General features: G+C 68.0%; 27 protein-coding genes. 16 read left to right on the forward strand and 11 right to left on the reverse strand.

Annotation, left to right across the window (positions count from 1 at the left end; all coding sequences use genetic code 11):
- Positions 1-27 precede the first annotated feature (27 nt).
- The 4 genes from sigJ to Q7V15_RS14455 all read right to left on the reverse strand — a co-directional run bounded on the left by sigJ (position 28) and on the right by Q7V15_RS14455 (position 2,611).
- On the reverse strand, positions 28-909 hold the full coding sequence (sigJ, locus tag Q7V15_RS14440) for an RNA polymerase sigma factor SigJ (protein ID WP_304756428.1): 882 nt from the start codon (positions 907-909) through the stop codon (positions 28-30).
- The gene (locus Q7V15_RS14445) at positions 906-1,457 is read right to left on the reverse strand and encodes a hypothetical protein (protein WP_304756429.1); all 552 of its coding nucleotides are present in this window, start codon (positions 1,455-1,457) and stop codon (positions 906-908) included. Before Q7V15_RS14445 ends, sigJ begins: the two co-directional genes overlap by 4 nt.
- Positions 1,458-1,850 carry a hypothetical protein gene (locus Q7V15_RS14450; protein ID WP_304756430.1) on the reverse strand — a complete coding sequence of 131 codons (393 nt, stop codon included), beginning with the start codon at positions 1,848-1,850 and terminating at the stop codon, positions 1,458-1,460.
- Between the two features lie 65 nt (positions 1,851-1,915).
- Complete coding sequence (locus Q7V15_RS14455; protein WP_304756431.1) at positions 1,916-2,611, reverse strand: HAD family hydrolase; 696 nt, start codon at positions 2,609-2,611, stop codon at positions 1,916-1,918.
- A 181-nt stretch (positions 2,612-2,792) separates the two neighbouring features.
- Here Q7V15_RS14455 and Q7V15_RS14460 point away from each other — a divergent pair, with 181 nt between their 5' ends.
- Positions 2,793-3,917: a response regulator gene (locus Q7V15_RS14460; protein ID WP_304756432.1), complete on the forward strand. Its 1,125-nt coding sequence runs from the start codon at positions 2,793-2,795 to the stop codon at positions 3,915-3,917.
- Here Q7V15_RS14460 and Q7V15_RS14465 read toward each other — a convergent pair.
- Positions 3,914-4,360 carry a DUF1330 domain-containing protein gene (locus Q7V15_RS14465; RefSeq protein ID WP_304756433.1) on the reverse strand — a complete coding sequence of 149 codons (447 nt, stop codon included), beginning with the start codon at positions 4,358-4,360 and terminating at the stop codon, positions 3,914-3,916. The two genes, Q7V15_RS14460 and Q7V15_RS14465, sit on opposite strands and share 4 nt — an antisense overlap.
- A gap of 179 nt (positions 4,361-4,539) precedes the next feature.
- Between Q7V15_RS14465 and carA the strand changes: the two genes are divergently transcribed.
- On the forward strand, positions 4,540-5,709 hold the full coding sequence (gene carA / locus Q7V15_RS14470) for a glutamine-hydrolyzing carbamoyl-phosphate synthase small subunit (RefSeq protein WP_304756434.1): 1,170 nt from the start codon (positions 4,540-4,542) through the stop codon (positions 5,707-5,709).
- Positions 5,710-5,713: 4 nt separating this feature from the next.
- Here the strand turns inward: carA and Q7V15_RS14475 are convergent, their stop codons facing one another.
- The 3 genes from Q7V15_RS14475 to Q7V15_RS14485 all read right to left on the reverse strand — a co-directional run bounded on the left by Q7V15_RS14475 (position 5,714) and on the right by Q7V15_RS14485 (position 7,457).
- Positions 5,714-6,442: an anti-sigma factor domain-containing protein gene (locus tag Q7V15_RS14475; protein ID WP_304756435.1), complete on the reverse strand. Its 729-nt coding sequence runs from the start codon at positions 6,440-6,442 to the stop codon at positions 5,714-5,716.
- The gene (locus Q7V15_RS14480) at positions 6,439-6,990 is read right to left on the reverse strand and encodes a sigma-70 family RNA polymerase sigma factor (RefSeq protein WP_304756436.1); all 552 of its coding nucleotides are present in this window, start codon (positions 6,988-6,990) and stop codon (positions 6,439-6,441) included. Before Q7V15_RS14480 ends, Q7V15_RS14475 begins: the two co-directional genes overlap by 4 nt.
- Positions 6,991-7,106: 116 nt before the next feature.
- A complete protein-coding gene (locus tag Q7V15_RS14485; RefSeq protein WP_304756438.1) occupies positions 7,107-7,457 on the reverse strand; it encodes a cupin domain-containing protein in 351 nt (116 codons plus the stop codon).
- A gap of 391 nt (positions 7,458-7,848) precedes the next feature.
- Here Q7V15_RS14485 and Q7V15_RS14490 point away from each other — a divergent pair, with 391 nt between their 5' ends.
- The 8 genes from Q7V15_RS14490 to Q7V15_RS14525 all read left to right on the forward strand — a co-directional run bounded on the left by Q7V15_RS14490 (position 7,849) and on the right by Q7V15_RS14525 (position 16,334).
- Positions 7,849-8,055, forward strand: a complete 207-nt coding sequence (locus tag Q7V15_RS14490; protein ID WP_293322384.1) for a cold-shock protein — start codon at positions 7,849-7,851, stop codon at positions 8,053-8,055.
- Between the two features lie 224 nt (positions 8,056-8,279).
- A complete protein-coding gene (gene carB / locus Q7V15_RS14495; protein ID WP_304756439.1) occupies positions 8,280-11,576 on the forward strand; it encodes a carbamoyl-phosphate synthase large subunit in 3,297 nt (1,098 codons plus the stop codon).
- A gap of 282 nt (positions 11,577-11,858) precedes the next feature.
- Complete coding sequence (locus tag Q7V15_RS14500) at positions 11,859-12,029, forward strand: hypothetical protein (RefSeq protein WP_304756440.1); 171 nt, start codon at positions 11,859-11,861, stop codon at positions 12,027-12,029.
- A gap of 256 nt (positions 12,030-12,285) precedes the next feature.
- Positions 12,286-13,086 carry a glucose 1-dehydrogenase gene (locus tag Q7V15_RS14505; protein ID WP_304756442.1) on the forward strand — a complete coding sequence of 267 codons (801 nt, stop codon included), beginning with the start codon at positions 12,286-12,288 and terminating at the stop codon, positions 13,084-13,086.
- Between the two features lie 9 nt (positions 13,087-13,095).
- The gene (locus Q7V15_RS14510) at positions 13,096-13,596 is read left to right on the forward strand and encodes an ATP-binding protein (RefSeq protein WP_304756444.1); all 501 of its coding nucleotides are present in this window, start codon (positions 13,096-13,098) and stop codon (positions 13,594-13,596) included.
- A gap of 147 nt (positions 13,597-13,743) precedes the next feature.
- Positions 13,744-14,217 carry a transcription elongation factor GreA gene (gene greA / locus Q7V15_RS14515; RefSeq protein ID WP_304756446.1) on the forward strand — a complete coding sequence of 158 codons (474 nt, stop codon included), beginning with the start codon at positions 13,744-13,746 and terminating at the stop codon, positions 14,215-14,217.
- Positions 14,218-14,282: 65 nt separating this feature from the next.
- Positions 14,283-15,287 (forward strand): mitochondrial fission ELM1 family protein, encoded by a 1,005-nt coding sequence (locus Q7V15_RS14520; protein WP_304756447.1) that lies wholly within the window; start codon positions 14,283-14,285, stop codon positions 15,285-15,287.
- A gap of 54 nt (positions 15,288-15,341) precedes the next feature.
- The gene (locus Q7V15_RS14525; RefSeq protein ID WP_304756448.1) at positions 15,342-16,334 is read left to right on the forward strand and encodes a class 1 fructose-bisphosphatase; all 993 of its coding nucleotides are present in this window, start codon (positions 15,342-15,344) and stop codon (positions 16,332-16,334) included.
- Between the two features lie 16 nt (positions 16,335-16,350).
- Here Q7V15_RS14525 and Q7V15_RS14530 read toward each other — a convergent pair whose 3' ends face one another.
- Positions 16,351-16,965, reverse strand: a complete 615-nt coding sequence (locus Q7V15_RS14530; RefSeq protein ID WP_304756449.1) for an OmpA family protein — start codon at positions 16,963-16,965, stop codon at positions 16,351-16,353.
- Positions 16,962-17,516, reverse strand: a complete 555-nt coding sequence (locus Q7V15_RS14535; protein WP_304756450.1) for a hypothetical protein — start codon at positions 17,514-17,516, stop codon at positions 16,962-16,964. The genes Q7V15_RS14530 and Q7V15_RS14535 overlap by 4 nt, the downstream gene beginning before the upstream one ends.
- A gap of 152 nt (positions 17,517-17,668) precedes the next feature.
- Here Q7V15_RS14535 and Q7V15_RS14540 point away from each other — a divergent pair, with 152 nt between their 5' ends.
- The 6 genes from Q7V15_RS14540 (at position 17,669) to pseH (ending at position 22,851) form a co-directional block, all read left to right on the forward strand.
- Positions 17,669-18,469, forward strand: a complete 801-nt coding sequence (locus tag Q7V15_RS14540; protein ID WP_304756451.1) for a phytanoyl-CoA dioxygenase family protein — start codon at positions 17,669-17,671, stop codon at positions 18,467-18,469.
- Positions 18,466-19,197 (forward strand): TylF/MycF/NovP-related O-methyltransferase, encoded by a 732-nt coding sequence (locus Q7V15_RS14545; protein ID WP_304756453.1) that lies wholly within the window; start codon positions 18,466-18,468, stop codon positions 19,195-19,197. The genes Q7V15_RS14540 and Q7V15_RS14545 overlap by 4 nt, the downstream gene beginning before the upstream one ends.
- 71 nt (positions 19,198-19,268) lie before the next feature.
- Positions 19,269-19,985, forward strand: a complete 717-nt coding sequence (locus Q7V15_RS14550) for a glycosyltransferase family protein (protein WP_304756455.1) — start codon at positions 19,269-19,271, stop codon at positions 19,983-19,985.
- Positions 19,982-21,013, forward strand: a complete 1,032-nt coding sequence (gene pseG, locus Q7V15_RS14555) for a UDP-2,4-diacetamido-2,4,6-trideoxy-beta-L-altropyranose hydrolase (protein WP_304756457.1) — start codon at positions 19,982-19,984, stop codon at positions 21,011-21,013. Before Q7V15_RS14550 ends, pseG begins: the two co-directional genes overlap by 4 nt.
- 75 nt (positions 21,014-21,088) lie before the next feature.
- The gene (locus tag Q7V15_RS14560; RefSeq protein WP_304756458.1) at positions 21,089-22,285 is read left to right on the forward strand and encodes an NAD(P)-binding protein; all 1,197 of its coding nucleotides are present in this window, start codon (positions 21,089-21,091) and stop codon (positions 22,283-22,285) included.
- Complete coding sequence (pseH, locus tag Q7V15_RS14565; RefSeq protein ID WP_304756459.1) at positions 22,285-22,851, forward strand: UDP-4-amino-4,6-dideoxy-N-acetyl-beta-L-altrosamine N-acetyltransferase; 567 nt, start codon at positions 22,285-22,287, stop codon at positions 22,849-22,851. Before Q7V15_RS14560 ends, pseH begins: the two co-directional genes overlap by 1 nt.
- Here pseH and Q7V15_RS14570 read toward each other — a convergent pair.
- Positions 22,848-23,006: an SAF domain-containing protein gene (locus tag Q7V15_RS14570; RefSeq protein ID WP_304756461.1), complete on the reverse strand. Its 159-nt coding sequence runs from the start codon at positions 23,004-23,006 to the stop codon at positions 22,848-22,850. The two genes, pseH and Q7V15_RS14570, sit on opposite strands and share 4 nt — an antisense overlap.

The raw sequence follows: 23,006 nt of genomic DNA on the forward strand, positions 1-23,006 counted from the left end.
GCGCCAGGGTCCGGCCGCCGTCACCCTTCAGCGGCTGAGGTGCGCCAGCTTTTCGGGATTGCGGGTGATGTAAATGGCGGCCAGGCGCCCGGCCTCGTCCGGCTGAAACGCCATGGTCATGGGGCCATCATCCGGTTCCAGGATAAGGCCCGGAAGGCCGTTGATACGGACGGCCCGGTAGCGCAGCGCCCCGTCGGTCGAAATGGGCCAGGCGCGACCTCGCCAGGCCAGCCCCTGGATCATCGCAACGATGTCCGTCGCGCCCACCAGCGGCCGCAGGGCGGCGCTGCGCTTCCCGCCGCCATCCGTGATCATCACGGCGTCCTCGGCGAGGAGATCGCGCAGACCGGCCAGGTCGCCCTTTGCCGCAGCCGCCATGAAGGCGTTGGCGAGACGCCCCGCGGCGGCCTGGTCGACGGCGAAGCGCGGCTTCGCCGCCTTCAGATGCGCCTGCGCCCGGCTCGCCAGCTGGCGCACCGCCGCCTCGCTGCGGCCGAGCGCTCGGGCGACGGCCGCGTAGTCCTCGTCAAATACCCCGTGCAGTAGGAAAACCGCCCGCTCCAGGGGCGACAGGCGCTCCAGCGCCAGGAGGAAGGCCACCGAGACGTCCTCGGCTCGTTCAAGGGGATCTTCGCTCAGGTCTTCGATCAGCGGCTCAGGCAGCCAGGGACCACGATAGGTCTCGCGGCGCACCTTGGCCGCCCGCAGGCGGTCAATGCAGAGCCGGCTCGTCGTGCGCACCAACCAGGCGGTGGGGTCCTCGACCTCCCCCCCGGTCTGACTCCAGCGGATCCATGCGTCCTGCACCACGTCCTCCGCCTCGGTCACCGAGCCCAGCATACGGTAGGCGAGACGCCGCAGCCGCGGACGCGCGGCCTCGAAGGCGGCGAGATCGGGGGGCGCCGTCACAGGCTGCTCCGCCTCGGCGTCAGGACCAGCGGTCCGTCGCCGACGGCCACCTGCGTGCAGGTCCTTCCGTATCCGAGCGCATATTTCAGCGTCGGATAGAGCCTGGCGGTGGTCAGAGCGAGCGCAATGGCGGCGAGGCCCCGCTCTCCCCACAGCCGCACGATGTCGTCCCGATGACGGTCAGCCGCCTCGAGGTCGCGATCCAGGGTGGCCCGCGCGAACCGACAGGCGATCGCCGCCTCCTCTCCCATGGCCTCCAGATCTCCGTCGAGAATGGCGCGCAGCACATCTGGCGAAAGCCCTTCGGCCATGGCCCTGTCGACAACGATCTGGACACAGGAGCCGCAATCCTCGGACAATGTGGCGACAATCTCCGCCGCCGCTACGGCGCCAAGGGGCGCGGCGCGCCTTGGCGCCATTCCGCTCACCAGACTGAACTTCAGGACACTCACAGGATTGGCCGCCAGCAACCGACGTAGGTAGCTCGCATCATAGGACCAGGCTTGCTCGAAACGGTCGAGCTGCCGTGCCAGAATTGCCTTCAGCATTCAGGCCTCCGTCGCCGCGCGCAGGCCAAGCCCGACCGTCAGGAGCGCCGGCAGGAACACGCCCGGCAGGTCTCGGGCGAGGTCGCCAAGGCTGGAGCGACCGCAGATCGTGTCCGACAGATGAACCCCTGCATGCAGGCTCAGGAACCCTCCGGCGGCCAGCAGGGCCGGCCAAGCCTTGCGTGGCTTCCAGGCGGAGACCGCCAGCGCGACGGCGCAAACCAGATAGGCCGCGCCGACGTCGCGCACGAAGTGGCCATTGAACGGCCCGGTCTTCACCACCCCAGGCGTCGCCTCATACCAATCGAAGGGCGCCCACAGCATAAAGAGCCCGTTGGCCCCGAGGCCCAGACCCAACAGCCCCGCTACGGCCCCTTCCCAATGTCGCAACATCCCGCGCCTCCCGCATGATGCGACAAGGACGCGCGGCGGTGGCCGTGTGTGACACGGGAGGACCTTCAGCTCACTTTTTCCAGCCAGGCCGGCAGTTCCGAAATGCTGGCCAGCTCGGCGAAGCGCGGATGGCCCTTGGGGGTTTCGGCCATCTCGTGGGCCCAGGTCACGGGATACGGCACGTGGGCGGCCCAGGCCCCGGCCTCCAGGGCCGGCAGGATGTCCGAACGCAGGGAGTTGCCCACCATGGCGGCCTGCGCCGCCCCGGTTCCGTAGCGGGCGAAAACCCGCTCATAGGTCGAGGCGTCCTTCTCGCTGACGATCTCCACCGCCACAAACAGGTCGCCGAGGCCTGAGGCGGCCAGCTTCTGCTCCTGGTGCAAAAGGTCACCCTTGGTGATCAGGACCAGCCGATAGCGTTCCGAAAGCTGCGCCAGGGCGTCGTCCACGCCAGGCAGGGGCTCCACCGGCTCGGTGAGCATGGCCCGGCCCGCCGCCAGGATCTCGCGGACAATGTGCGGCGGCGCCTCCCCGCCCGTCAGGTCCATGGCGGTCTCGATCATCGACAGGGTGAAGCCCTTCACCCCATAGCCGTAGAGCCGCAGGTTGCGATGCTCCACCTCGGCCAGGCGGGCGCCCAGGGTGTCGATATCAGCGACGTCGGACAGCAGATCAAACAGCCTGGCCTGGGTCAGGCGGAAGATCGTCTCGTTGTGCCAGAGGGTGTCGTCGGCGTCCAAGCCGAGGGTGGTGATGGTCATGGCCGCCTCTTAGCGCCAACACCGCGATTTGCGAACCACGCCCGCCCACGGGGCGCCCGCGCGTCTGGGCGCCCATTATCCGAGCGCACCGTCCCCAAGACCACACTGTGACGTCCCTGGCAGGACTTTCGCAACAACTGTGAGGTCCTGTTGGCACACGTCAGGGGTGTTGGAGTTGCGTATGTCAGGGGTGGGGATCGGCGCGGTCGGGCGCGCCTTGGTCCGAACGCTGGATCGGCTGATTGGCGGCGGCGCGCTGACGCAGCTGCGAAGCGAGGGTGAAGCCGCGCAGGCGCGCCTGCAGGCGGCCATCGACGCCTTCCCCGAGGGCGTCGTGTTTCTGGACGCCGAGGGGCGCTACATCCTCTGGAACCAGCGCTACGCCGAGATCTATCACCGGTCGGCCGACCTGTTCGAGCCTGGGCGGCTCCTGGCCGACACCCTGCGGATCGGCGTGGCGCGCGGAGACTATCCTGAGGCCGTCGGCCGCGAGGAAGCCTGGCTCGCCGAGCGCCTGGCGAAGCTGGAGCATCCCACCGGCGAACGGCTTGAGCAGCAGCTCTCCGACGGCCGCTGGCTGATGGTCGAGGACCGACGCACCGCCGATGGCGGCCTCATCGGTCTTCGGGTGGACATCACCGAGATGAAGGCCCAGTCCGACGCCCTGGCCCAGGCTCTGTTGCGCGAGGCCGCCGCCAGCCGGGCCAAGAGCGAGTTTCTCGCCGATATGAGCCACGAATTCCGCACGCCCCTCAATGGGGTGATGGGCCTGGCCCAGGCCCTGGAGGCCACCCCCCTCAACGAGTCGCAGCAGGCGATTCTCGCCGAGCTGTCAGCTTCAAGCGCGCGCCTGGAAAGCCTGGTGGCCGGCTTGCTGCAGTACGAACTGGGACCGGTGAGCACGCCCCAGGCGACGGCCGATTCGGTGAGCACGGGGGGGCTTAGGGTCCTGTTGGCCGATGACAATCCCACCAATCGAAGGGTTGTCGAGCTGATGCTGGACGCCGCCGGCGTGGAGGTGGTCAGCGTGGAAAATGGGGCCGAAGCCCTCACCGCCCTCGCCGCCAGCGCGTTTGATCTGGTGTTGATGGATCTGCGGATGCCGGTGATGGACGGGTTTGAGGCGATCCGCGCCATCCGTCAGGCCGAGGCCAAGGGGTATCGCCTGCCGATCATCGTGTTGTCGGCCAATGCTGGCCCTGAGGACAGGGAGGCCAGCGCCCAGGCGGGGGCTGACCGCCATATCGCCAAGCCCATCCGGGCCGAGAACCTGTTCGGCGCCATATCCCAGGTGCTGGAGCGCTAGCCCCCCTGGCCAAAGCCTCCGCCCGGGGATTGAGGCGCCATCCGGATCAGCCGGGAGTCTGCGACAGCTGCGGTCCGGTGGGCGACCAGGACCTGATATTCTGGGTCTCTGACCATCGCGATGAAGGCCTCGGCATTGGGATAGGCGGCGATGAAGGCCAGGTCCCAGGCCTCATTCCGTGGGCCGGTGAGGGTCACCTCTGGCCGCCCCACCCAGACCTGCGCGCCCCCGAGCCGCTGGAAGATCGGCGCGGTGGTGCGGCCATAGGCCTGATAGGCCTGCAGCCCTGTTAGACCCTTGCCGTGGTCGGGATGATCCTCGGGATAGTCCGCCAGCCCCTTGAGGCGAATGAGGTTCAGCATGTGGATCGGCTGATCCCGTGGCAGGGACTTAAACAGGCCCCAGGCGTCGCGGTCGGGATCGACGTGACCTGGCGATGTCATGGGCGCCCCTTGCTTTTGATCGGCTTATGGGTGGAAAGCCTAGTGCGACGCGCCGGCCGGGTCACCTGCATTGACCCGGATGGCGGGACTGGAGTACCTACGCCGCCGTTTGCACGGCGGGCGGGGTTCACCCTGGCCCGCCTTTTTGCGACCATAGCCCGCCCTCAAAGGAGTCCCCCATGACGAGCCAACTTCTCTCCGGCGCGACCGGCGTGCTGGCCCTGGCGGACGGGACTGTTCTTCAGGGGATCGGCGTCGGCGCCGTGGGCGACGCCGTCGGCGAGGTCTGCTTCAACACCGCCATGACCGGCTATCAGGAGATCCTCACCGATCCCTCCTACATGGCCCAGATCGTCGCCTTCACCTTTCCGCACATCGGCAATGTCGGAACCAATATCGAGGACATCGAGCAGATGTCCGGCGCGGCCGAAACCTCGGCCCGGGGCGCCATCTTCCGCGACGTCCCCACAGCCCCGGCCAACTGGCGGTCTGATTCCGATCTCGCCGGCTGGATGGCCCGGCGCGGCGTCGTCGGTCTGGCCGGCGTCGACACCCGGGCGCTGACCCGTCGCATCCGTGAGCGGGGCATGCCCCACGGGGTGATCGCCCACGATCCGCAGGGCCGCTTCGATCTGGAAGCCCTGGTGGCCAAGGCGCGGCAGTGGAACGGGCTGGTGGGGCTGGACCTCGCCAAGGAGGCGTCTTGCCTGCAGCCCTTCGTCTATGGCGAGGGTCTCTGGAACTGGCCCGAGGGCTATGCCCAGCCGGCGCCGGAAGCGAAGTTCGAGGTCGTCGTCATGGACTACGGGGTCAAGCGCAACATCCTGCGCGCCCTGACCAGCGTCGGCGCCCGGGCGACCGTCGTGCCCGCCTCGACATCAGCGGAGGATGTTCTGGCCCGCAAACCGCAAGGCGTTCTGTTGTCCAACGGTCCGGGCGACCCCTCGGCCACCGGCGCCTACGCTGTCCCGGAGATCCGCAAGCTCGTCGACAGCGGCGTGCCGGTGTTCGGCATCTGCCTGGGCCACCAGTTGCTGTCCCTGGCGCTCGGCGCCCGGACGGTGAAGATGGACCAGGGCCACCATGGCGCCAATCATCCGGTCAAGGACCTGACCACCGGCAAGGTGGAGATCGTTTCCATGAACCATGGCTTCACCGTCGATCGCGACAGCCTGCCCGAGCCTGTGGTGGAAACCCATGTCTCGCTGTTTGACGGCACCAACGCCGGCGTCGCCCTGAAAGACCGGCCCGTCTTTTCGGTCCAGCACCATCCGGAAGCTTCGCCTGGCCCCACGGACTCCCTCTACCTGTTCGACCGCTTCGCCAAGATGATGGCGGACGCCGGCTGACCGGTTAGATTTGGCCGAGGGCCCCGATAGCGGCCACCGGTCCGCTCGGGCCGGGCTGCGGCGAGCCGCCCAGGGGCTCCACCGAGACGGCGATCTCCGTGCCCTCGTGGGCCAGCTGTGAGATGGAGGCGTCCAGAGGAACGGTCTTGGCCGTGCCCGGCTCCACCATCCCCAGCGACCGCGGCACGCCGTCCTCCGGCGCGATCAGCCAGACCTGGTGGACGTGCAGCGGATCGGTTCCGGGCGGCACCAACGAGGTGATGATCAGGGCCTGCCGAACCGGGTCATAGGACGCCACGAACAGGGGCTGGCCCCCTTCCGTATTCAGACTGGCGTTCAGCATGGGCACGGCCGCGGGCGCCTGCGCCGGGATCACCACCGGCGGGCGATTGCCCAGATAGACAGCCGCCATCAGGCTCGCCGCCGCAAGGCCCATGGCGCCCACCGTAGCCCCCCGCCAGAAGACCAGCCGCCGCGCCAATTGCGGATTGTTGTCATTGACCGGCAAGGCGCGCTCGATCCGCGGCCAAACCTCATTGGAGGGCGTGACCGGAGCGATCTCCATGACCAGGGGGGCGAGACGTCGACGCCAGGCGTCCACCGCTTGGGCGAAGGCGGGCTCCGCCGCCATGCGACGCTCGGCGGCGGCCCGCTCGGGCGCCGTCAGGACGCCCAGGGCGTGCTCCGCGGCCAGGGCTTCTGGCTCGTTCAATTCAGGACCCGTGTCGCTCATGGCTCCAGGCACCCTTTCAGCTTCATCAGCCCCCGCCGAATCCAGCTCTTGACCGTGCCCAGGGGCGTATCCAGCCGTTGGGCCAGGGCCTCGTAGGTGACGCCCTCAAAAAAAGCGGTGCGGATCGCCTGTTCAGTGCGGTCGTCCAGTTCAGAGAGACAGCGCTGGAGAGCTCCGACCTGCTCGGCCGATTCCAGGAGGGCCGTGGCGCTCGGGGCCCCATCGGCGATCTCCATCTCCTCGATCTGCTCGGCGTGGGCCAGCGGCCCCCGGGCGCGGAGCCGGTCGATGGCGCGATTGCGAGCGATGGTGGAAATCCAGGTCATCACACTGGCCCGCCCGGCGTCAAACCGGTCAGCGCGCCGCCAGATCGTGACATAGACCTCCTGCAAAACGTCCTCACTCTCATCCTTGTCGGAGAGGATACGCAGGCAGACGCCGAATAGCTTCGATGAGGTGGCCTGGTAAAGTTGTCGCAGCGCCTCGCGATCGCCGTCGGCGATCTTGGACATCAGGACGGAGAGGTCGTCGGCGGTCACGGCGGGCACGGCGTCTCTTCGGAATGAGCGGCAGGTGGAATCTGCGCTGGCCAACCTGCCGGGCTGGCCAGCCTGGGGCAAGACTCTATGCGTCGATGCGAACGGCTCGCGCCAGGCCGCTAGCCTCAAAGGTCGGCGGGGGCCTGTTCGATCAGGAGAATTTCGGCCGGTTCGGCGCCCATGGCCTTGCCGGTGTGCCATTGGCCGGCGGACTCCACCGCGAACTCCCCGGCCTCGACATCCTGCCGGTCGCCGGTGACCAGGTTGGAGACCTGCAAACGACCGGACTTCACGTAGATGTAGCGCAGGGCGGTGCGGGCGTTGTCGGGGAGGCTCTCGCCAGGCGCGAGGGTCGTCTGAACAACGGTCATGCGGACCTTGTCCCCTTGCCCAGGCTCATCATCCTGCGGGAGGGCGAGGCTCAGCGGCGAGCTTGGCTGGGCGTTCAGGGCGGGCCCGGCGCTCGGCGCGGCCATGGCCAGCCCCGGAAGCGTCGCGGCAAGCATGCTGACAAGGATTAATTTTCTCATAATGGTCCTCCCGCATGACCCCGTAGCACGCGGCGGGCCAACCCAGCCATTCCTAACTGGCGAGGCGCGTTCCCGTCGCACGGGAACCGGCAACATCGTCGCAGCCGCCCTGCCCGTCCCGGAGCGGGACCCGAGACAGGGGGGCGGCGCGAGGGGATTCGACTTGCCGGTCTGCGAATTTTCGGCGAGATTTTTCAGGTCAGGTTCGCAAGGCGATGGTCGACGTCTCCCGTGTCTGTTTGGACGGAATTCGTTACGCCACAAGCCTCTGCGGCCATTGATCCCCCGCAATGAAACGGTTCGCGGGCGGCTGATTTCTCCAAGGACTGATACCTCCATGTCTACCGGCACCGTAAAGTGGTTCAACGGCCAGAAGGGCTTCGGCTTCATCACCCCCGATGAGGGCGGCCCCGACGTTTTTGTGCATATTTCCGCCGTTGAGCGCGCTGGCCTGCGCACGCTCAATGAGGGCGACAAGATCACCTTCGAGCTGGAGCGCGATCGCCGCAGCGGCAAGATGGCGGCTTCAAACCTGCAGGTCTGATCCGCCGCGGGGGCCGATGGGGCCCTGCCGTCAGGACCTCTCAGGGGCCGACGTTTCGGCGTTGGCCCCTTTTCATTGTCGGGCTCACCTGGCGCCAGTTAACCTCCTGGGCGCATGAGGCGCTTGCACGCCCCCGACTCCGTCTCTAAACGGGCGCCTTAACCTGCATTCTGATCGGTGTCGGGCGCGCTCAGCGCGCGGCCGTCCTTGCGCGCGGAAGAAACATGCCCAAACGCTCCGACATCTCCTCCATCCTCATTATCGGCGCCGGGCCGATCGTCATCGGCCAGGCCTGCGAGTTCGACTATTCCGGCGTCCAGGCCTGCAAGGCCCTGCGGGCTGAGGGCTATCGGATCATCCTGGTCAATTCGAACCCGGCCACGATCATGACCGACCCCGATGTGGCCGATGCGACCTATATCGAGCCGATCACCCCTGAGATGGTCGAGAAGATCATCGCCAAAGAGCGCCCAGACGCGCTGCTGCCGACCATGGGCGGCCAGACGGCCCTGAACACCGCGCTCGCCCTCGAAGCCTCCGGCGCCCTGGCGAAGTACAATGTCGAGATGATCGGCGCCCGGGCCGATGTCATCGACAAGGCCGAGGACCGCCAGAAATTCCGCAACGCCATGGACGCCATCGGGCTGGAAAGCCCCAAGTCCAAGGCCGCCCACAGCATGGCCGAGGCCCTGGAGGGGCTGGAGTTCGTCGGACTGCCGGCCATCGTCCGGCCGTCCTTCACCCTGGCCGGCACCGGCGGCGGCATCGCCTACAATGTCGAGGAGTTCCGCGAGATCGTCGAGCGCGGCCTTGACCTCTCGCCCACCACAGAGGTGCTCATCGAAGAGAGCGTCCTGGGCTGGAAGGAGTATGAGATGGAGGTCGTCCGCGACAAGGCGGACAACTGCATCATCGTCTGCTCCATCGAGAATATCGACCCGATGGGGGTCCATACCGGGGACTCCATCACGGTCGCCCCGGCCATGACCCTGACCGACAAGGAATACCAGTGGATGCGCCGCGCCTCGATCGCGGTGCTGCGTGAGATTGGGGTCGAGACCGGCGGATCGAACGTGCAGTTCGCCGTGAACCCCGCTGACGGCCGCATGGTGGTCATCGAGATGAACCCCCGGGTCTCGCGCTCCTCGGCCCTGGCCTCCAAGGCCACTGGCTTCCCCATCGCCAAGGTCGCCGCCCGCCTGGCCGTGGGCTACACCCTTGATGAGCTGATGAACGACATCACCGGCGCCACGCCAGCCGCGTTCGAGCCGTCCATCGACTATGTGGTCACCAAGATCCCCCGCTTCGCCTTCGAGAAATATCCAGGCGCCGAGGCGACCCTTTCCACCTCCATGAAGTCGGTGGGTGAGGTGATGGCTATCGGCCGCACCTTCGCCGAGAGCCTGCAGAAGGCCCTGCGCGGCCTGGAAACCGGGCTGAACGGCCTGGACGAGATCGCCATCGAGAATGCTGACGATCCTGAGATGGGCCATGCGGCCATCGTCCGGGCCCTGGGCCAGCCGACGCCAGACCGCCTCCGGGTCATCGCCCAGGCCTTCCGGCATGGCTTGAGCGTCGAGGACGTGCAGGCGGCCTGTTCCTATGAGCCGTGGTTCCTCCGGCAGATCGAACACCTTGTCGCAGAAGAAACCCGGGTGGCCCGCGACGGCCTGCCCGGGACCGCGGAGGCCTTCCGCGCCCTGAAGGCTCAGGGTTTCGCCGACGCCCGCCTGGCGGCCCTGACCCACACTACCGAGGCTGAGGTGCGTGAGCAGCGGCGGGGCCTGGGGGTTCGCCCGGTCTTCAAGCGCATCGACACCTGCGCCGGCGAATTCCGCGCCGAGACGCCCTACATGTACTCGACCTATGAGACTGGGGCGCTGGGCCAGATCCCCGAGTGTGAGAGCGATCCCAGCGAGGCTCGCAAGGCCATCATCCTGGGGGGCGGTCCCAACCGGATCGGCCAGGGAATCGAGTTCGACTATTGCTGCTGCCACGCCGCCTTCGCCCTGGCCGACATCGGGGTGGAGTCGATCATGGTCAACTGCAATCCCGAGACGGTCTCCACCGACTACGACACCTCCGACCGCCTGTACTTCGAGCCCCTGACCGCCGAGGACGTGCTGGAGCTGATCGAGGTGGAGCGCACGCGGGGAACCCTGCTGGGCGTCATCGTCCAGTTCGGCGGCCAGACGCCGCTAAAACTCGCCAAGCCGCTTGAGGACGCCGGCATTCCGATCCTCGGCACCAGCCCCGACGCCATCGACCTGGCCGAGGACCGCGAGCGTTTCCAGCAGTTGCTGCACCGGCTCAAGATCGCCCAGCCGATCAACGCCATCGCCCGCTCCGACGAGGAGGCCTTCAAGGCCGCCCACCAGGTCGGCTATCCAGTGGTGATCCGTCCGTCCTATGTGCTGGGCGGCCGGGCCATGGAGATCATCCGCGACGACGAGCAGTTGGCCCGTTACGTCCGCGACGCCGTGCAGGTCTCAGGCGACAGCCCCGTCCTGCTCGACCAGTACCTGTCCCGCGCCACCGAGGTGGATGTGGACGCCATTTGCGACGGGGAGGCTGTCTTCGTCGCCGGGGTGATGGAGCATATTGAGGAAGCCGGCGTCCATTCGGGCGACAGCGCCTGTTCCATGCCGCCCTTCTCGCTGAAGCCCGAAACCATCGCCGAGCTCAAGCGCCAGACCGAGGCCATGGCGCACGCTCTGCAGGTGCGCGGCCTGATGAATGTGCAGTTCGCCATCGAAGAACCGCACAGCGAAAATCCGCGGATCTATGTGTTGGAGGTCAATCCCCGGGCCAGCCGCACCGTGCCCTTCGTGGCCAAGACCATCGGCCGACCACTGGCGGCCATCGCCGCCAAGGTCATGGCGGGTTGCAAGCTGTCGGACTTCGATCTGGTTGAAGCGCCCTACGACCACGTGGCCGTCAAGGAAGCGGTCTTCCCCTTCGCCCGGTTCGCCGGCGTCGACACGGTGCTTGGCCCGGAAATGCGCTCCACCGGCGAGGTCATGGGTCTGGACTGGCGTCGGGAAGGCGAGCCCGACTCCTCAGCGGCGTTCGCCCGGGCCTTCGCCAAGAGCCAGCTTGGCGGCGGGGTCGTGTTGCCCAAGTCCGGAGCGGTCTTCGTGTCGGTCAAGGACAGCGACAAGCCGTGGATTCTGGAGCCTGTGCGCCTGTTGCTGGAACAGGGCTTCACCATTCTGGCCACCAGTGGCACCAGCGACTATCTGGCCGAGCAGGGGCTGAGCGTGCAGCCTATCAAGAAGGTCCTGGAGGGGCGCCCCCACATCGTCGACGCGATGAAGAACGGTGAGGTGAAGCTCGTCTTCAACACCACCGAGGGCAAACAGTCCCTGTCGGACTCTTTCGAGATCCGCCGCACGGCCCTGATGATGAAGACTCCCTACTTCACCACGGCCGCCGGGGCCTTGGCCGCGGCGCAGGCCATTGTGGCCACGGCGACCGACAGCCTCGATGTGCGTCCGCTTCAAAGCTACAGCCACGGGTGAGGCCGCTCCCGCGACGCTTTTTTATCAATTATGTCAGAAATGACGCTTTTTTGCCTTTGTCGGCAAAAACAACGTTCGGTTGACGTTGACGCCGGCCTGAGTCGGGCGCAGGCTTTTTTCAGTCGCCTGGCTTAAACAGGCACGGGCGCTTGAGGGCGGCCCAGTACAGACTACGCGGTCGCCCGCAATACAGTGTCTTCCCGTGACCCTGTCACAGTCCGGCATCGAGCCCTGGCCCCCTGGCCAAGGCTCGCAACCAGAAGACTGTTTAGGGAGCACGCCATGCATATGGATGAAGGTCACGAAACCGACCATCCGCCGCGGCGCCGTCATCTGCTGCAAAGGTTCGAGGGCGCCACCGACCTCATGATTGTCGCGCTGATCGTCCTGCTGGGAGGAGCCATGCTGTTTGGCTTGCTCACGGCCGGGGGCAGTCCGTCCTATATGCGGTGAGTTGAAGGGGTTTCCGGGATAGCCTGAGCGGTTCCGCCTCTGAGGTTTTCCCTGGATTCACCTCCAGGTCCGTCAGCCCATCACTATGCCGGATGGGCCTTGAACCTCGCCAATCGAGGCGAGGGTTCAAGCCGTCGACCATCGATCTGTCGCCTTCCACCGCCGCCTTGATCCACAAGGCCAGGCTTCCCTCTCTGGCGCGCCTGGGTTAGGCCCGTCCTCAAAGCGCACTCAGACGCAAGGGACGGAGACGATCATGGCGGGACGGGTTGAGGGCAAGGTGGCCCTGGTTACAGGCGCGGCCAGTGGTATTGGGCGAGCCTGCGCCGAACGGTTGGCGGCTGAAGGCGCACATGTCGTCCTGACCGATCTTAGCGACGGGGCCGGTCACGAGGTCGCCGCCGGGATCGCGTCCCGAGGCGAAAATGCGAGCTATCTGCACCAGGACGTCACCGATGAGGCTCAATGGGCCGAGGTGATCGAGGCTGTGCGCAAGGCGCACGGCCGGTTGGACATACTGGTCAACAACGCCGGCATCGGCCTGGGCGGCTCGGTGATCGAGATGAGCCTATCCGACTTCCGCCGCCAGATGGCGGTCAATGTCGAGGGCGTCTTCCTGGGCGTGAAGCATGCCCTGCCGCTGATCCGCGCCAGCGGCGACGGCGGCAGCATTATCAACATGTCGTCGGTGGCGGGCCTGAAGGGCGCCGCCTCCCTGGCCGGTTACTGCGCCAGCAAGGGCGCGGTGCGCCTGTTCACCAAGTCCGTAGCCCTGGAGTGCGCGGCGGCCCAGGACAAGGTGCGGGTCAACTCCGTCCATCCCGGAATCATCGAGACGCCCATCTGGGACACCATCATCGGCACGGGCGGGCCGGGCGCCAACGTCGCTCCGCAGCGGGCGGCGACCCTCGACGCCATGGCTGGAGCAGCCACCCCCCTGGGCTTCAAGGGCGATCCCTCCGATATCGCCGAGGGGGTGCTCTGGCTGGCCAGCAACGAGTCCCGCTATGTGACCGGCGCTGAACTGGTCATCGACGGCGGGCTTTCGGTCCGCTAAGCCCCCCTGATGACCGCCACGCTGCATGTGATCTTCGGGCCCCAGGGGGCCGGCAAGTCCACCTATGCCCGCGACCTTGCGCGCAGGCTTCCAGCCGTCGCCTTCGCCATAGATGACTGGATGGGCCGACTGTTTGGCCCCGACATGCCCGAACCGCTGGAATTCCAGTGGATGATGGAGCGGGTCGATCGCTGCGAAGCGCAGATCTGGTCGACGGCCGCTGCGGTGCTGGCGGCGGGAACCTCGGTTATTTTGGACCTCGGCCTCATGCGTCGCAGCGACCGCCAGCGGGTGGCGCAGATCGCCGAGGCCGTCGAGATTCCTCTGCAGTTCCACTTTGTCACCGCCCCGGCTGAGGTGCGTCGGGAACGGGTTCTTGGGCGGCAGGAAGTGAGTGGCGAGGGGTTTCGCCTTCTGGTGACGCCGGAAATGTTCCATTTCACCGAGAAGGCCTATGAGGCGCCCGACGAGGCCGAACTCCGCGGCTGCGTCGTCAGCGAGAGCGCCTGACCGGCCGGTCCCGGGGACCGCTCACAACCGCTCCGCCGCGTCCGCCACTTGCGTTTCGCAGCGCACACTCATATCGTCTCCCCCCCGGACGTTGGCGCCCGCGGCCGGAGAATTCCCTTAGGCGCACTACCCGAGTCCTCATCCGCCATGGAAAAAGTCCCGATGACCGTCGGGGGCTATCAGGCTCTCGACGAAGAACTGAAGCGTTTGAAGACGGTCGAGCGGCCGTCTGTAATCGCTGCGATCTCTGAGGCCCGCGAGCACGGCGACCTCTCGGAGAATGCTGAGTACCATGCCGCCAAGGAGCGGCAGGGCTGGATCGAAGGCCAGATCGCCGAGATCGAGGACAAGCTTGCCCGCGCTCAGGTGATCGACGTTTCCAAGCTGTCTGGCAAACAGGTGAAGTTCGGCGCCACGGTCTCCCTGGTGGACGAAGACACCGAGGAAGAGGCCCGCTACCAGATCGTTGGCGAGCACGAGGCCGACGTGAAGGCCGGTCGCATATCGATCTCCTCTCCGATCGCCCGCGCCATCATCGGCAAGGAAATCGGCGACGTGGTCGAGGTCAATGCGCCGGGCGGCGTCCGCTCCTATGAGCTGCTCAGGGTCGACTGGATCTGAGTTCGCCACGTCGGCGCCGCAATGATCCGACATCTCCCGATCCGCAGCGCCCCTGAGGCGCTGGGATGGAAAGTCCTGTGAACGCTCTTCCTGCGTCCCCTCTCCGGGTCTGGGTGGTTTCCGATGGCCGGGCGGGCATCGAGAACCAGGGTCTGGGCCTCGCCGAGGCCCTGGGGGCTCTGCGCCCCATCGCGCTGTCGGTGAAGCGCATCGGTTGGCGCGGCCAGATGGGCGCCCTGCCCTGGTGGCTGAACCCGGCGCCCCTCAGGGCCCTGGCGCCCGGCGCCGACATCGCGCCACCCTGGCCCGACATCTGGATCGCCGCGGGCCGGGCCACCCTGCCCCTGTCCCTTCGGATGCGCCGCTGGAGCAAGGGCCAGACCTTCGTCGTTCAGTTGCAGGACCCCCGGGTGCCCGCCGGCGCCTTCGACCTGGTCATCCCGCCCAAGCATGACCGCCTGCAGGGCGAGAATGTCGTCCCCATCGTCGGCGCCCCGCACCGGGTCACCCCCGCCCGCCTGGCGGCCGACTACGCCCGTTTTGAGGATCAGCTCGCGCTGCTCCCCCAGCCGCGGGTGGCGGTGCTGATCGGGGGCAAGTCAAAGGCCTTCGGCCTGTCCGCCGAGCGGGCCGCGGCCATGGCCCACGAGATCGAACTGCCCGTCGCCCAGGAGGGCGGGTCGGTCATGGTGACATTCTCCCGCCGCACACCCGACGACGCCAAGGCCCTGCTCAGCGCGCGTCTGCGGCACCTGCCTGGATTGATCTGGGATGGCGAGGGGGACAATCCCTATTTCGCCTTCCTGGCGGCGGCCGACTATGTCCTCGTCACCGAGGAATCCACCAATATGACCACCGAGGCGGCGTCCACCGGCAAGCCGGTCTTCATTCTCAAGATGGAGGGCGAGAGCCTGAAGTTCCGCCTCTATCATGAGGAGCTGGAACGGCTGGGCGCCGCCCGGCCCTTTGGCGGGGCCTTCCACAGCTGGACCTACGAGCCCCTGGCCGAAACCGAGCGGGCCGCCGCGGAGGTTCTGCGCCGCTTTGATGACCGTGCGGGGAACGGGTAGACAGTCCGGCCCTGGCGCGATACCCGCCACCGGCTGATCAACCCGAGGTGAGACATGAGCACGACCAATCTGGCCGCCTTCCTGTCGCGTGCGTCTGTTGATCCGCGCCTGAGCGCCATCGTCGGCGTGGTCGCCGAGGCCTGCGTCGCGATCAACCGCCACGTCCGCCGCGGCGCCACCGGCCAGGCCATGGGCGCCCTGGGCAGCCAGAACGTCCAAGGGGAGGTCCAGCAGAAGCTGGACGTCCTGTCCAACGACATCATGCTCGAGATCTGCGCCCGGGCCCCAGGGCTCTGCGCCATGGCCTCAGAGGAGATGGAGACCATCCATCCGGTGCGCATGGTGGAGCCCGAGGGCGGCTACCTGCTGCTGTTCGACCCCCTGGACGGGTCCAGCAACATCGCGGTGAATGTCTCCATCGGCACCATTTTCTCGATCCTGCCGACCCCGGAAGACGCCGCGGGCCGGGCGGTGACGGAGGCAGACTTCCTGCAACCCGGACGTCGGCAGCTCGCCGCGGGTTACGTGGTCTATGGGCCTCAGACCCAGATGGTGCTGACCCTGGGGGCCGGCGTCAGCGCCTTCACCCTTGATCCCGAAAACGGCGACTGGGTGCAGACCAGCGCGACGATGACCATTCCCGCCGAGACGCGGGAATTCGCCATCAACACCGCCAACACCCGCCACTGGGCGGCCCCGGTGAGCCGCTATGTGGACGAGTGCCTGGCCGGCGTCGAAGGTCCGCGGGGCAAGGACTTCAACATGCGCTGGGTCGCCTCCATGGTCGCCGACGTCCACCGGGTGATGAGCCGCGGCGGGGTCTTCATGTACCCGTGGGACAAGCGCGAGCCGAACCGGGCGGGAAAACTGCGCCTGATGTATGAGGCCAATCCCATGGCCTTCCTGGTGGAGCAGGCTGGCGGCGCCTCCTTCGACGGCCAGGGCGACACCCTCGACGCCCCTGTCATCGCCCTGCACCAGCGGGCCTCGGTCATGCTGGGCTCCTCGGCCGAGATCGCCCGTCTGCGGGCCTATCACGCCCCCTGACGACCTTACGACCTGATCAGCCAGGCGGCTTCGGGATCACCACGACCACGCGGCGGTTGAGCGCCCTGCCCTGAGGATCGTCGGCGCCGCTGGCGGTTTCATTGGGGGCGACGGGTTCGCTCTCGCCTCGCCCCGACGCCGCCAGCCGCGAACTGGGGACGCCGCCGGCCTGGCTAAGCCAGTCCGCCACGGCCCTCGCCCGGCGCAAGGAGAGCGCGAAATTGTAGTCCGCCTCTCCAACCGAGTCGGTGTGTCCGATCACCTGGATAGCGGTCTCCCCCGGGGCGACAAGCGCCGCGGCGCGGCGCAACTGCTCAGGGGCCTGCGGGGAAAGGTCCGCGCTGTCGAAGTCGAACAGCACGTCGGCGGCTAGTTCGACGATGAAGGCCGTGGCGGTCCCCTGCACCTTGAACGCCGTCACCGCGCCGGTGAGACCGCCCACCGACCCCGCAAGACCCGCCCCAGAGCCCAGGGGCGAAGCCGCAGGCGCAGCGGCGACCGGGGGCGAGGCGATGGCCGGGTCGGGCGGCGGCGCACCTGCACCGTCCTGGCGCTGCTCAGGCGGCGCCCCGCAGGCGGTGAGAACCAGCAGGCCCAATCCCCACGCCGCCTGGGCCGACGGTCTGATCACCGCTGAACCACCACCCCGTCAAAGGGGCTGACATTGGGAATATTGATCGACACCGTGGGAGAGCTTGCGGGCGGCGCGGGGAATTTGAACCAGACCACGCCGGGGCGACCACCCCGAAGCTGCACCGACAGCCGGTCACGGGAGGCCGACTGCAGGGGCGCGGCCATCCACTGGTTGGCGTCGTCCCGCAGCACGCCATAACGCTGGGAGGTGGTGTCGTCGATCACGCTCACCTCGTCCGCGTCCAGATAGACCCACTGGGTGGCGTTGCCGACCGGCCGGTAGCTGAGCTCAACGGTCAGGACATTTCCGGTCACACGAACACGGGTCAGGTCCACCTGGGCGCCGTCCGGGCCGGCGGCCGTCTGGATGGCGCCAGCCACGGGCCCCTGAACCGGCGGCGAAGTCGTCTGAGCGGCCAGGGTGGAGGGGGCCGCCCGGGCCGCGGCGGCCTCGGCGACCGGATCGACAGGCTCGGCGGGTTCATCACGGCCGCCGCAGCCCGCCAGAAGTAAGACGCAGGCCGCGCCAAACAGGGTCGGTCGGATCATCACGCATCCCTCGCTGGTTGGTTGTCCCAGAAAAGCGCCGCCATGACGGCTCTGGTTCCCAGGCCCGACTTTGACGCCGGCAGGTACGGTTAACAGTTGCTTAGAGGCGCCGCCCTAGCCTGGGGGGGTTGTTCCAAGCGCCGGAGCCCGCCTTGACCGCCCACCCCCTCGTCAAAGAGCTGAAGGGCCTGCTGCCCTCGTCGCTCGTGGCCGAGGCGCTGGAGACCTTCTTGGACATGCTCCGGGCCCGGGGCGCGGTGGAATCCGCCGACGCCGACGTGGACGCCCTGGTCGACGCCCTCAGGGCCAGCGACCGCGGCGCCCTCGCTCAGGTCTATGACGCGATGCGAGAGACCGACGTCTTCCGTCGCATTGTCACCGCCGAGCCGCTCCGCCAAGCCGCCCAGACCATGACCGGGGCCAAACGCCTGCACAGTCCGTTCCAGCACGCGGTGTTCCGCATGGACCTGGCCGGCGAACCCTGGCGCGGCTTCGACTGGCACCAGGACTATCCCTACAACATGCTCTGCGACCGCTCGGTCACCGCCTGGACGCCGCTGACGCCCTCCGGGGCGGTCAATGGCGGGGTGGACGTGGTCGAGACGGCTGAAGGCCGCCTCTATCCGGTCGATGTCCGCCTCAAGCGCGACGCCGAGGGCCGCCCCCTGGGGGGCCGGGACGCCTTTATCGCCGAGGCCTTCCACGCAGGTTTCGAGGCCCAGAGCCGCAAGCCCGAACTTCAGCCCGGCGACGTGCTGATGTTCCACAACACTGTGCCGCACCGGTCGGGACGCAATCCCGGCCCGCGGCATCGCTATTCCATCCAGGTCCGGTTCGGCGACCTGCTGGCGCCCGAGGTCATCTCGCGCGGCTGGCGCAACCGCCGGGCCGACGGGTTCGAGGCCTTCGCCGCCCTGCATCCGGACCTGATCGCCTCTGAGGAACGCCCATGAGCCCCGCCCCCAAGATCCCCGCTGACGAGACTCTGCGCAGCCTTCTGAAGGCCCATCTGGATGATCACGACCTGATCGCCAACCTGGCCTCCTTCGGCCGCCGGATGCACTTCATGAAGGCCTTCGCCCACTACGAGGTCTTCAAGCTGATCGAGGACATGCCCGGCGATATCGTCGAGTGCGGCGTCTATAAGGGCGCCTCGCTGCTGACCTTCGCCCGCTTCCTGGAGACCTTCAGCCCAGGCGACCGCACCCGCAAGGTGCTGGGCTTCGACCACTTCAAGGGTCTGGCCGATCGCTCGGAGAAGGATGGCCTGGATGCGCGGGTCGGCAACACCGCCGAGGGCTGGAACCCGGCCCAGTTCCGCGACACCCTGTTTTCCCTGGTGGACGCCTTCAACGCCGACTCCTTTGTCCCGCAGCGGCCCCGGGTGGAGCTGATCGACGGGGATGTGCGCCAGACGGCGCACGCCTATGTGGCCGAGCATCCCGGCCTGCGCATCGCGCTCCTGCACCTGGACATGGACCTCTATGAGCCGACCCTGGAGGCCCTGAAGGCCTTCTGGCCGCGCATCCTCACCGGCGGCGTGGTGCTGCTGGACGAATACGCCATCCGCGAATGGCCCGGCGAGAGCGAGGCGCTTGAGGAGTTCTTCGATGGCGACCCGCCGCGGATCGAGAAATTCGGCTGGGCCTCGGCCCCAGGCGGCTTTTTCGTCAAGGAATAGACCCCATCCCGACGCAGGGCGGCGCCTTGCCGCCGCAATGAGGGCTACCCTGCGCGCACAGGAGCCCACTATTGATTCTTGCCCTTCTTCAGGCCCGCCTCAGTTCCACCCGTCTGCCCGGCAAGGTGTTGCTGCCTCTGGCCGGCGCGCCCATGCTGCTGCGCCAGATCGAGCGGGTCAGGCGCGCCCGGCGTATTGACCAGATCGTGGTGGCCACCAGCCTGGAGGCCAGCGACGATCCCCTGGTCCAGATCCTGGAAGCGGCCGGCCTGGCCGTCCATCGCGGCCCCCTGGCCGACGTCCTGGCCCGCTTTGTCGGCGCCCTGGAGGTCTGGCCCGCCGACCATGTGGTGAGGCTCACCGGCGACTGCCCGCTGATCGACCCTGAGGTGATCGACGCCACCATCGACCTGCATCTGGCCAAGGGCGCGGACTACACCCACAACCGCTATGACCCCTCGGGCTACCCGAAGGGCCAGGACGTGGAGGTGATCGCCGCTGCAGCCCTGCGGCGCACGGCGGCTGAGGATCAAAGCCCTGAGGCGCGGGAGCATGTCACCTGGGCGGTGCGCAACGCCTCGGACCGCTATCGTATCGCCCGACTGGATCCGCCGGCAGACGAGGGCCAGGTCCGCTGGACCGTCGACACCCCAGACGACTATGAGTTCGTCCGCAGGGTCTATGAGGGGCTCTACCCGGCCAATCCGGCCTTTTCCTCCGACGATGTCCGCGCCTACGTGCGGGCCAGACCGGATCTGATCACCTTTGGCGGAGCGCCACGCCTATGACCCCGCGGGTTCTCTTCATCGCCAATGCCGGCCCCCAGGTGGGTGGCGGCCACGTCATGCGCAGCCTCACCCTGGCCGCGGCCCTGACCGAGCGCGGGGCGCGGTGCGAATTCATGGCCGACGCCCATGTGGAGGCCATCCTGGCGGCCTACGCCCCGGACCTGCCCCGAAGGGCGGTGGCCTCAATGGCGCCAGAGATACTGTCCGATCTGACCAGTCGACAGGCCTTCGAGGCGGTGGTGTTCGACCATTATGGGTTGGGTCGCCCAGAGCATCAGGCGATCGCTGATGGGCGACCGGCCCTGGTCATAGATGACCTGGCTGACCGCGCGCTGGGGGGAACCCTGGTCCTGGACTCCGGTCCGGACCGCACCGCCACCGACTATCGCGGCCTGACGGAAGGCGCGCGCCTCCTGCTCGGACCCAACTACGCGCCGGTGCGACCGGCCTTCGCCGCCCTGCGCAACGCCGCCCTGGCCCGGCGCCAGGGATCGCCACGGCGGGTGTTGGTCTCCATGGGCCTCACAGACCTGGACGGGATCACCAGCAAGGTGGTGGAGCAGCTAAGGCGGCGCTATGGCGAGACCGAGCTCGATGTGGTGATCGGCGGGAGCGCCCCCAGTCGCAAGGGGCTCACTCGGATCGCCGCCCATGACCCGCGCCTGACCCTGCATGTGGACACCCCGATGATGGCCGAGCTGGCCATGGCCGCCGACCTGGCCGTGGGCGCTGCGGGTTCGGCCATGTGGGAGCGCTGCGTCCTGGGCCTCCCCAGCGTGGTCGTCACCATCGCCGACAATCAGGTCCCCGCCGCGGCTGCCCTGGCCAAGGCGGGCGCGGTCCTGACCGTGGACGGGCGCGCCGAGAGCTTTGGGCCAGACTTCGACCGGGCGATGACGCGCCTCTTCATTGATGAGGAATTGCGCGCCAGCCTGGCTGAGCGCAGCGCCGAACTGTGCGACGGCCAGGGCGCCGCCCGGGTGGCCGACGCCTTCTGGCCCCTGCTCGTCCAGGCCGCGACCGTCTGACGCAGACGCCTTAACCGAGTTTTCTGACCTTCACCTGCAGTCTGCCCGCTCACAGGCAGGTCGGGGAGGCCGAGGGTGACCAGGGTTCGTATTATCGGCGGGGGACTGACCGGCATTCTCGCCGCCTTTGAGGCCCATCGTCTGGGCGCCCGCGAGATCGTCCTGGAGGACGCCCTCGACCGGCTCGGCGGCTGGAGCCTGCCCCGGGTCTCCCATGGGGTCGAGCTGCGGGACGGCGAGTTCGCCTTCGGCCCGGCCCAGGACCCCATCCGCCAGGCCTTGGAATGGCGTGGGGTGGCCTTCGATGAGGTCGACCTCCATGCCGGCGCCATCAGCCCCTCCCCCTCCGGCGCCCGCGCGACCTGGGGCGAGGGCCCTGTCCTCGCCGCCGAGATGGCGCCCCCTCCGTCCGGCCCGGCGCCCGAAACCCTCAGTGACATCCTGCGCGCCTATCCCCGCGCCGCCGCCGACCCCCTGGCCCACTACTGCCAGTGGCGGCTGGGCGTGTGGCTTGATCAGGTTCATGCCAGCGCGGCCCCGGCGCTCGGTCTGCATCAGGTCCGCCTCGTCCCGGTGAGCGAGGGCGCCGCAGCCAATGTCTCCGCCCCCCGGCGTGGCGCTGTGCCCCGGGACGGCCTGAACGGCCTCTTCTCCTCGGCCAGCCGCGCCCTGGCCCGCCTGGGCGTCGAGATCCGCCTGCACAGCCTGGTCTCCCCGCGGGAGGCCGCCCAGGCCTGCGCCGATGACGCCTTGGTCGTCTGGGCCGCCGACCCGATGCCCCTGTTCGACCTGGCGACCCAGAAGGCGCCCAAGCCCCGACTGATCGGCGAGCGGGTGGCGAGCTATGTCTTCCGAGCCCGGCTGGAGGCGCCCCTGCCGCTCACCGTCCGCAACTATACAGGCGAGGGCAAGGTCAGCGCCCTGCGGGTCTATCAGAGCCGCGGTGAGACCCTGGTCAGCGTCGAATGCGTCGATGAGGTGGGCGACGAGCCCCTGCGCGCCGAGGTCCTGCGCCTGCTCGCCCCCTTCGCAAGGCGCCCCATGATCCTCGACGCCTGCGTCCTGACCAATATGCGCACACGCTTCGCCTGCCCCTCGGTGGAGGCCGTACAGCGACTGGGGCGGCTCGAAGCCGAACTCGATCACCTCCACCAAGGCCGCTTCATCGTGGCCGGCTGGGAGTCCGCCGACACCGACGCCCGTATCGGCGCCCTGACAGAGCGGATGGCCAGGAGCCTCGGCCCGGCGGCCAGGATCTCGGCGGTCGCCTGATGGCTAGCCCGCAGGTCCAGCTGCGCGAGGTCACCCCGGCCGATCGCGAGCGCCTGCGCGCCTGGCGCAACCAGCCCGACGTCGCCCAATGGATGTATACCGACGCCGCGATCAGCGAGGCTGACCACGCCCGCTGGTTCGCCGCAGCGCTGTCAGACCCGACCCGCCGCTACTGGATCATCGCGCTGGACGGGGAGCCCGTGGGACTCGCCAATCTGGCCGACATCTCACCGACGAACCACCGGTGCGCCTGGGCCTACTACCTCGCCTCGCCCTCGGTGCGCGGCAAGGGCGTCGGCGCCTATGTGGAGTACTGGGTGATCGAGCACGTCTTCGGCGCGCTGGGCCTCTCCAAGCTCTGGTGCGAGGTGCTGGTGGAGAATGAGGCCGTGTGGAAGCTGCACGAGTCTTTCGGCTTCCGGCGCGAGGCCCTGCTGCGCCAGCACGTCTGGAAGAATGGCGAGCCCCGCGACGTGGTGGGCCTCGGCCTCCTGGCCGCCGACTGGGCCACCGTGCGGGAGGCGAGTCGCGAGCGCCTGCGGGGCAAGGGCTACGTCCTGGACTAGGACTCTTCCAGCATATCCCAGGCCAGGGGCTCGCCCCGCTGGAGGTCCCTCACGGCGACACGCCCGATCGCCGCCTCCCTGTATTGCGGCGCCAGGCCATGGCCAGGACGGATGGAGCGAACGTCATCAGAGGTGAGCTGCGCCCCGGCCTTCAC

The sequence above is a fragment of the Phenylobacterium sp. genome, assembly GCF_030651755.1.
In the GTDB taxonomy this organism is placed as follows: Bacteria; Pseudomonadota; Alphaproteobacteria; order Caulobacterales; family Caulobacteraceae; genus Phenylobacterium.